This window comes from Streptomyces sp. NPDC045846 (assembly GCF_056431605.1).
Window position 1 is genome coordinate 26,478 of sequence record NZ_JBWKKJ010000033.1, and the last position, 6,472, is coordinate 32,949.

The 6,472-nt window shown below is 68.4% G+C and carries 8 protein-coding genes; 6 read left to right on the top strand and 2 right to left on the bottom strand.

Annotation, left to right across the window (positions count from 1 at the left end):
- Nucleotides 1-13 precede the first annotated feature (13 nt).
- The 5 genes from AC07F3_RS41065 (at nucleotide 14) to AC07F3_RS41085 (ending at nucleotide 4,168) form a co-directional block, all read left to right on the top strand.
- Nucleotides 14-781 (top strand): GntR family transcriptional regulator, encoded by a 768-nt coding sequence (locus tag AC07F3_RS41065; RefSeq protein ID WP_479120139.1) that lies wholly within the window; start codon nucleotides 14-16, stop codon nucleotides 779-781.
- Nucleotides 782-945: 164 nt separating this feature from the next.
- Nucleotides 946-1,095: a hypothetical protein gene (locus tag AC07F3_RS41070; protein WP_479120140.1), complete on the top strand. Its 150-nt coding sequence runs from the start codon at nucleotides 946-948 to the stop codon at nucleotides 1,093-1,095.
- A 327-nt stretch (nucleotides 1,096-1,422) separates the two neighbouring features.
- Nucleotides 1,423-1,665 carry a hypothetical protein gene (locus tag AC07F3_RS41075; RefSeq protein ID WP_479120141.1) on the top strand — a complete coding sequence of 81 codons (243 nt, stop codon included), beginning with the start codon at nucleotides 1,423-1,425 and terminating at the stop codon, nucleotides 1,663-1,665.
- Nucleotides 1,662-2,789 (top strand): hypothetical protein, encoded by a 1,128-nt coding sequence (locus AC07F3_RS41080; RefSeq protein ID WP_479120142.1) that lies wholly within the window; start codon nucleotides 1,662-1,664, stop codon nucleotides 2,787-2,789. The genes AC07F3_RS41075 and AC07F3_RS41080 overlap by 4 nt, the downstream gene beginning before the upstream one ends.
- Nucleotides 2,786-4,168, top strand: coding sequence for a replicative DNA helicase (locus tag AC07F3_RS41085; protein ID WP_479120143.1), 1,383 nt, complete (start codon nucleotides 2,786-2,788; stop codon nucleotides 4,166-4,168). Before AC07F3_RS41080 ends, AC07F3_RS41085 begins: the two co-directional genes overlap by 4 nt.
- A 91-nt stretch (nucleotides 4,169-4,259) precedes the next feature.
- On the opposite strand, the gene AC07F3_RS41090 is transcribed toward AC07F3_RS41085, so the two are convergent.
- Complete coding sequence (locus AC07F3_RS41090; protein WP_479120144.1) at nucleotides 4,260-4,685, bottom strand: hypothetical protein; 426 nt, start codon at nucleotides 4,683-4,685, stop codon at nucleotides 4,260-4,262.
- Between the two features lie 218 nt (nucleotides 4,686-4,903).
- Nucleotides 4,904-5,185: a hypothetical protein gene (locus AC07F3_RS41095; protein ID WP_479120146.1), complete on the bottom strand. Its 282-nt coding sequence runs from the start codon at nucleotides 5,183-5,185 to the stop codon at nucleotides 4,904-4,906.
- Between the two features lie 898 nt (nucleotides 5,186-6,083).
- Here AC07F3_RS41095 and AC07F3_RS41100 point away from each other — a divergent pair.
- Nucleotides 6,084-6,260, top strand: a complete 177-nt coding sequence (locus AC07F3_RS41100; RefSeq protein ID WP_479120148.1) for a hypothetical protein — start codon at nucleotides 6,084-6,086, stop codon at nucleotides 6,258-6,260.
- Nucleotides 6,261-6,472 lie beyond the last annotated feature (212 nt).

Consider the following 6,472-nt stretch of genomic DNA (forward strand, 5'->3'; position numbering starts at 1 on the left):
GAGGTGTCGGACCATGACCAGCTCCGGGGGCATTGCCGCTGACCTGCGCCATCGCATCACCACTGGCGAACTCCCCCCAGGGAGCACGCTGCCTACAAACGCCGAGCTGATGGCCACGCACAGCGTGTCGAAGGGGACTGTCACAAGCGCCATCCGCGAACTCGTCGATGAGGGCCTGGTGTTCACCGCCAAGAGGGGAGGCACCCGAGTACGCCATCGGGTGCCTGTGACTCTGCCTCTGACCCGCTACAGCCGTGCACTCACCCCCGAAGGCACCCGCGGCCCGTGGGAAACGGCCACGGCTGAAGCAGGCCTGGACGGCTACATGCAGCTGCTCCTCGTGGAGCCCGTCGAGGCGCCGGATGATCTGGCAGCGCTCCTCGAACTACGTCAGGGGGACAGCCTGATCTACCGGCTGCGCCACGCGATCATTCGCCCAGACGACGTGGTCCAGATCCAGCACGCCTGGTATCCGAGGGACATCGCCGAGGCGGCAGGGATCGATACGACGCAGAAGCTCGAAGGCGGCGTCTACCGTCGGCTCGCCGCAGCGGGGTATCAGCGGGCCACCGCGAGCGAAACGGTGGCCGTCCGGATGCCCACCTCAGAAGAAAGCGCCCAGCTGCGCATCGGGGGACGCATCTCTGTGATCACACTCGAGCGAGTCACCAAGGCCGCCGACGGCCGCCCCCTCGAGGTGTTGCGTGCTGTCGCGCCGTCCGATCGGCTCCAGTTCGCCTACGAAGATCTGCCCCTGTCACCGCCTGCTCTGGAGGCTTAGCCGTGGCTGACCAAACTGACGGATCCAGGACGGCCTTAACCGCTGCGGAGGCCGCGTACGAAATCGCACTTGCGGATCTCCACCGGCAGGAAGTTGCTGCGCAACTGCTATCTCGTCGGGGGCTCCGCTACGCGTCGTTCGGCACCGAACGGCACGGGCCGAACATGGTGGCGCACAACGGTGAAATCGTCGGCGAGACGTACACCAAGTCGCCCGGCCTCCTGCACGACTGGTACGCGCTGCCCGTCGCCGGAAGTGAGCACGGGCCGTTCGTCACGGCACGTGCGGCAGCAGCAAGCCTCATCGCGAAGTAGTCCGGCTTGCCCAGCAAATCAGGGCTGGCCCATCGCAGCATCCATGCGTGTCGCGGGGCTCTCGTGTACCAGCATGGGGCCGTACATCACAACAGGCCCCGCCAGAAGACGGGGCCTGAAGGGCCGGACCGGGCTGCAACCCGGAGCCCCGGCCATAGCACCTGAGCTATGAGTGGAGGTGCGCTCCTTGAGCGTACGACGAAATGCCTGCACAGCACCACAGCGCCCGACGTTCCCCCTGATCAGGGCGGAGGTAGCCCTGTGAGGAAGTACAGCGGAATCGACGGTCGCGCCCGCATTGTTCGGGGACAAGGACCTATGTCCGGGATGCCGGTGTCCCGAGAGGTGCTCTCCAGCCTCGTCCACGCGCTGGACTACGTGGTGCTGTTGCAGGTGATGTTCGACCGCGCGGCAGGGCTGAGCTGCACGCCGACGGACGTGTGGCGCCAGCTCCAAGCGCGCGGAATCCAGTCGGGTGAGGACGAGAGCGAGCTCGTCAGCAAGGACGCGGTGGACGAATCGTTCAGCCGTCTGCTGGCGCTGGGCCACCTGTCGGAGGTGGCCCGATGAGCGAGGACATGTCGCAGGAGCCGGGGGCGGCTCGGGTTACGGGGAGAGCGCCCGCGCTGCGGCCGTCAGTGCCGCTGTATCGCCACATGGTCTACAAGTCGGGGCTCGGCAATCCTCTGGACTTCCTCGTGCTGTGCCACATCCACTTCATGTGCGAGGACGGCCAGTCGTTCAGCGTGGATGAGCTGGTGGCGGCGCTGCGCCGCGAGGGCGTGAGCAGTGCGAACGGCAAGGGCCTGGTCGGCAGCAAGGCGGTCTACGAATCGGTGGCCCGGCTCCGGCGCGCCGGCTTCCTGCACCGCTCTCAGGAGAACGGTGGCAGCTTCGGCGTTGTCGAATACACGTTCTACGAGTTCCCGACCTTGAATCCGTACTGGACCCCTCCGGGCGTGCCCGTTTCATCCGAGAATGAGCCGTTTCCCCTGTCAGGCGAAACGGCTGTACAACTACCGGCCGGTAACAGTGTTTCCGCAGGTCAGACCGCTTCTCCTGACAAGGCACGCGCTGACAAGGCACGCGCTGACAGGCAAAGCGCGAACCGGGGAGTTTCCGCAGGTCAGACCGCTTCTCCTGACAGGCGAAGCGCAACGGCTCCCCCCCCACACCCCCCGGAGGAGGAGGATTCCTCCTCCCCCTACCCCCTCACCGGCACCACGGGGGCGCTCCCGTCACAGCGGGACGAAGTGCTACCCGCGTCCGATCCGGAGATCGAGGCAGCCGCGGAGTTCCTTCAGCAGATGCGCCGGTTCCAGGCCGGGCTGAAGACTGCGCGGCGGTGCGCACCGAGGTTGGTGCGGACGATGCGGGCTCAGGGATGGCCACTGATCGCATCCCTGGACGACGTCCAGCGCCAGGCGCTGGAGGACGACATCTTCAAGAACACCGGCGGAGCGACGTCCTGGCCCAAGTGCCTGCCCGGGTGGGTCGAGGACTTGCGCCGCTACCGCGCGGTGGCCGCCCCTGTTCCCGCTCGCCGGGAAGCGCAGGAAGACCTCGCGGCGGTGCGGGCCGCGTGCCCGGCGTGCGATGCGAACGGCTGGGTCGAAGATCCCGACGACGACAGGCCGATGCGCCGCTGCACCCACCCGGGCATCACGGCCGAGTCCCTCAAGGAGCACCAGTGACTGCCCTGGCCGTTCCCGCGCAGGCATCCGTCGAGGACCAGGAGCGGGCGGCGAGCACCGAGGCAGAGGCCGCCGTGCTCGGCGCCTGCCTGATGGCGACCGCGACCTACGACCCGGTCGCCGCCGCTGCGCAGGCCCTGAGCGACTCCGGGGACTGGTCCGACCCCCACCACGAGACGATCTGGCGGGCGATCCTGGCGCTCCACGGCCGGAGCCGACCGACGGGCGTGCCGATGGTCGAGGCGGAGCTGCGGCGCAGCGGTGACCTGGAACGGGTCGGCGGCACGGTGCGCCTGTCGGCGATCGCCGCGCAGGCCTGCACCTCCGTCGAGGCCGAGCACTACGCCCTGCTCGTCCACGGCTACGCCCGGCTGCGCCGCTATCAGCAGGCCCTGGTGCGGGGCATGCAGACGGCCCGTCAGGCCGACCCGACGAGCGTCACCGATGCGATCGCCGCGCACCAGGCCGAGTTGGAGCACCTGGCCGCCGACCAGAGCGGCGACGACGGTCTGTTCGGACGGTTTGGCGCAGGCCTCCAGGCGCACCTGGACAGCCTGGAGACCACGATCGAGGCGGCCGCGATCACGGGACTCACTGACCTCGATCACGTGCTCAAGCTGCGCCCCGGCAACGTGATCGTGGTGGCCGGCCGCCCGGCCATGGGCAAGTCGGCCATGACGCTCGGCGTCGCGCTGGCCAACGCCGCCAGCGGCCGGCCAACCCTGGTGCACAGCCTGGAGATGGGCGCCAGCGAGGTCACCAACCGCGTGCTGTCCAGCCGGGCCCGGGTCGGCCTGCACCACCTCATGGAGGGCGGGGAGGCGGTCACCGACGACGACTGGACACGCATCGCCCGGCGCCTGCCCGACCTCGAGGCGCTGCCGCTGTGGATGGACTACACCCCCCGCGTCACCCCCGGCCTGGTTCGTACCCGGATCAAGCACCTCACGCGGGAGACCGGCCGGGCGCCGCTGGTCGTGATCGACTACGTCCAGCTCATGTACACCGACCAGCGCGACTCCCGGCAGTCCGCGTACGAGCGGGTCAGCGAGGTCAGCCGCGAACTCAAGATCATCGCGGAGGAGACGGGCGCGGTCATCATCTGCTGCGCGCAGCTCAACCGCGGCTCCGAGCACCGCGACGGGAAGCGTCCGCAGGTGTCCGACCTGCGGGACTCCGGGCAGCTGGAGCAGGACGCCAGCGGCATCATCCTGCTGCACCGCGAGGACGCCTACGACCCCGAGAGCTCCCGCGCGGGCGAGAGTGACCTGATCCTGGCCAAGAACCGCAACGGGCCGACCTGCACGGTCACCGTCGCCCACCAGTTCCACTACGCCCGGCTGCGCGACATGGCCACCGAATCCGAACCGGACGACTGACCAACACTCCCACGCCCAGTCAGAAGGGGCCTGTATGGCCGTCTGCCGCGCTTTCGTGCCGTGCGGCCCCTTCCCGACCAAGGGATCTCTGTCAGGGCGTCAGGCGGGCGTACAGCGCCGCCGATTGGCCGGCGGATCGGGTGCGTGGGGCGATGTCTGCCCGCTCCAGCAGCACCTGGGCCAAGCGCGCGGCCTCGGCCGTCTCGGAGAGCAACCGCATGGCATGGCGGAGTGCTGTGGACACGGTCTGGTTGCCGGTCAGCGCGTCGGCTCCCATCATGTCGTCGAACAGCAGGGCCTCTACTCGGTCGGCCGGATACGGCGGCTTGTCGCCCGTGCTGATGCCCTGGGGCAGGGCGATGTCGCCGAACTCCCACACCGCCGCCTCTGCGAGCCCATTGCGCAATCCGTACAGCACCCTAGGAATCTGCTTCAGGTCGTGTACGAGCCCAGGCTCTCCCGCGGCGCCTGTTTGAAGGGTTCGGCCCGGCCGTTGCTCAACACTCGAATGCGTCATGCAGGCATCCTCTTCAGGTGAGAGGGGTTCGGCGGGAGCGAGGTACGGCGCGTCCTGGTGACCACGGCCTGCTGTGCCGAGGCGTCCGAGCAGAGCGAGCCATCCCCGGGCCCTGAGCGCTCGTCTCCCGCCCTCCCGCCTCGCCCGGACCTTCCCGGGCGGGGCGCGATTATCCGGGTCGTCAGATCGGCGCACGGCGGCTCGGGTTGGGGCTGGGGTCATGGGCGCCGCCGGTTGGTGAGCTGGACGACGGTGATGATGCCGAGCGCGATCGCGATCAGCCCGGCGTCGCCCGCGATGACGGGGCCCATTGCGGGGTGCTCGTGCAGGACGTAGCCGGCGAACAGCAGGCCCAGGCCGACGAGTCCGATCAGCACGCCCTGGAGCAGGCGGCGCAGGGACGCCACCTCCGGGGTCGGCTCCGGGGCGGCGGGCGGTATCGCCGGCGCGGTAGTCGGGGGCTGGGTGGGGTCGGTCTGCGGGGTCGGGTGGGTGGTCATGTCAGGAGTCCTCTCGATCGGGTTGGTAGGGCGAACGGGGGCCAGATTCGGGCCTGGACGGCGGGCATTCAAGAACTCGCGAGAAGCGGCAAAGCACCTGGTCAGGAGGCCCGGAGGCGGGTCGGGACGAGGATTCGCGAAACGTTGAATGGGCGGCTCCTTCGTGGTAGTTGGGCCAGGCTTCCCTCGTGGTGATGAGCACGATGGGGGAGCGGCGGGTTAGCTCCGCAAGGGACACAGGCCCTCTCCGACGAGAGACCGAGCGAGTTAGGTGCCGGCGCCGTGTGTGTTGGCCTGAGCCCGCATGCAGTTCGCCGTGTGGACGTCGCCTTCGTCGCAGGTGGGCTGCCTTGCGGTGTGGTTGAGCCGGGTCGGTCTGCGGATTTGGGGTCGGGTGGATGGTCGTGTCAGGAGTCCTCTCTCGGGCGTAGTACTTGGCGCCCCGTCTCAGCGCACCACGGTCGTGTGGCGTCCTCGTTCAGAGCATCACGATCGTGGACCAAGTAGTTAGCTCCGCAAGGGGCGTTGACCTGCGACTTTGCGGGCGGAGGCGGCCCGGCCGCGGTTAGAGCTCGTTCGCTGGGGTCCGGCGCGGCTCAGAGGCCGGTTTCGCGGGCAGCTGGTGGTCGCGCGCGAAAGGCGTGCACACGTGCCCGTGCACGCGAGAGAGCGGCCCGGTCCCCTTCGTGGTCACGAGGCCGCCTCCGCGAGGGCCTCCGGCCGCCCCTACCGCCACCGCACTCACCGCGGACGGCAGCACACAGGGCCGGCACCTGCACCTAGGCGGTCGACAGCGCACGCTGGCGGGCCAAAAGGGGAAACGGGAAACTCGGAGAATCGCTTGTGCGGCCTCACTCCAACCCGAGACCATGAAGCCCGGCCAACGAAAGGGAACGAAATGAAGTTCAACACCGCCGACGACTTCCGCCACGACAAGGCAACTTGGGAAGCGTGGATAACAAAGCGCGTCGAAAACCTGAAAGAAGCACGAGAAATGAAAGATCCCGCCTATATCAAAATGGCCGAAGAGCGCTTAGACAGCGCACTGGACGGCTACACACGAGATTGCCGCTAGACCTCGGATCCATGTCGCATTCCGAGCTTCCGGCATAGCCGCCTAGCTCGGGATGCTACACAGCACATCAGATGATGCATGGTCACTCCTTCGGGGGTGGTGACGGGTTCGTGATCTCAGCAGTGACGCCCCTCCCTTCCTGTAGTCAGCCGTTCCGGCTCTGCCGGAACCAGCCGCCGCGTAGCGGTGGCGGCGGGGGAGCGGAGCGGACC

What these genes read in the sequence shown, in the direction of transcription:
- AC07F3_RS41065 (WP_479120139.1), top strand. Translation starts at nt 14, where the DNA reads ATGACCAGCTCCGGGGGCATTGCCGCTGACCTGCGCCATCGCATCACC.
- AC07F3_RS41070 (WP_479120140.1), top strand. Translation starts at nt 946, where the DNA reads ATGGTGGCGCACAACGGTGAAATCGTCGGCGAGACGTACACCAAGTCG.
- AC07F3_RS41075 (WP_479120141.1), top strand. Translation starts at nt 1,423, where the DNA reads ATGCCGGTGTCCCGAGAGGTGCTCTCCAGCCTCGTCCACGCGCTGGAC.
- AC07F3_RS41080 (WP_479120142.1), top strand. Translation starts at nt 1,662, where the DNA reads ATGAGCGAGGACATGTCGCAGGAGCCGGGGGCGGCTCGGGTTACGGGG.
- AC07F3_RS41090 (WP_479120144.1), bottom strand. Translation starts at nt 4,685, where the DNA reads ATGACGCATTCGAGTGTTGAGCAACGGCCGGGCCGAACCCTTCAAACA.
- AC07F3_RS41095 (WP_479120146.1), bottom strand. Translation starts at nt 5,185, where the DNA reads ATGACCACCCACCCGACCCCGCAGACCGACCCCACCCAGCCCCCGACT.
- AC07F3_RS41100 (WP_479120148.1), top strand. Translation starts at nt 6,084, where the DNA reads ATGAAGTTCAACACCGCCGACGACTTCCGCCACGACAAGGCAACTTGG.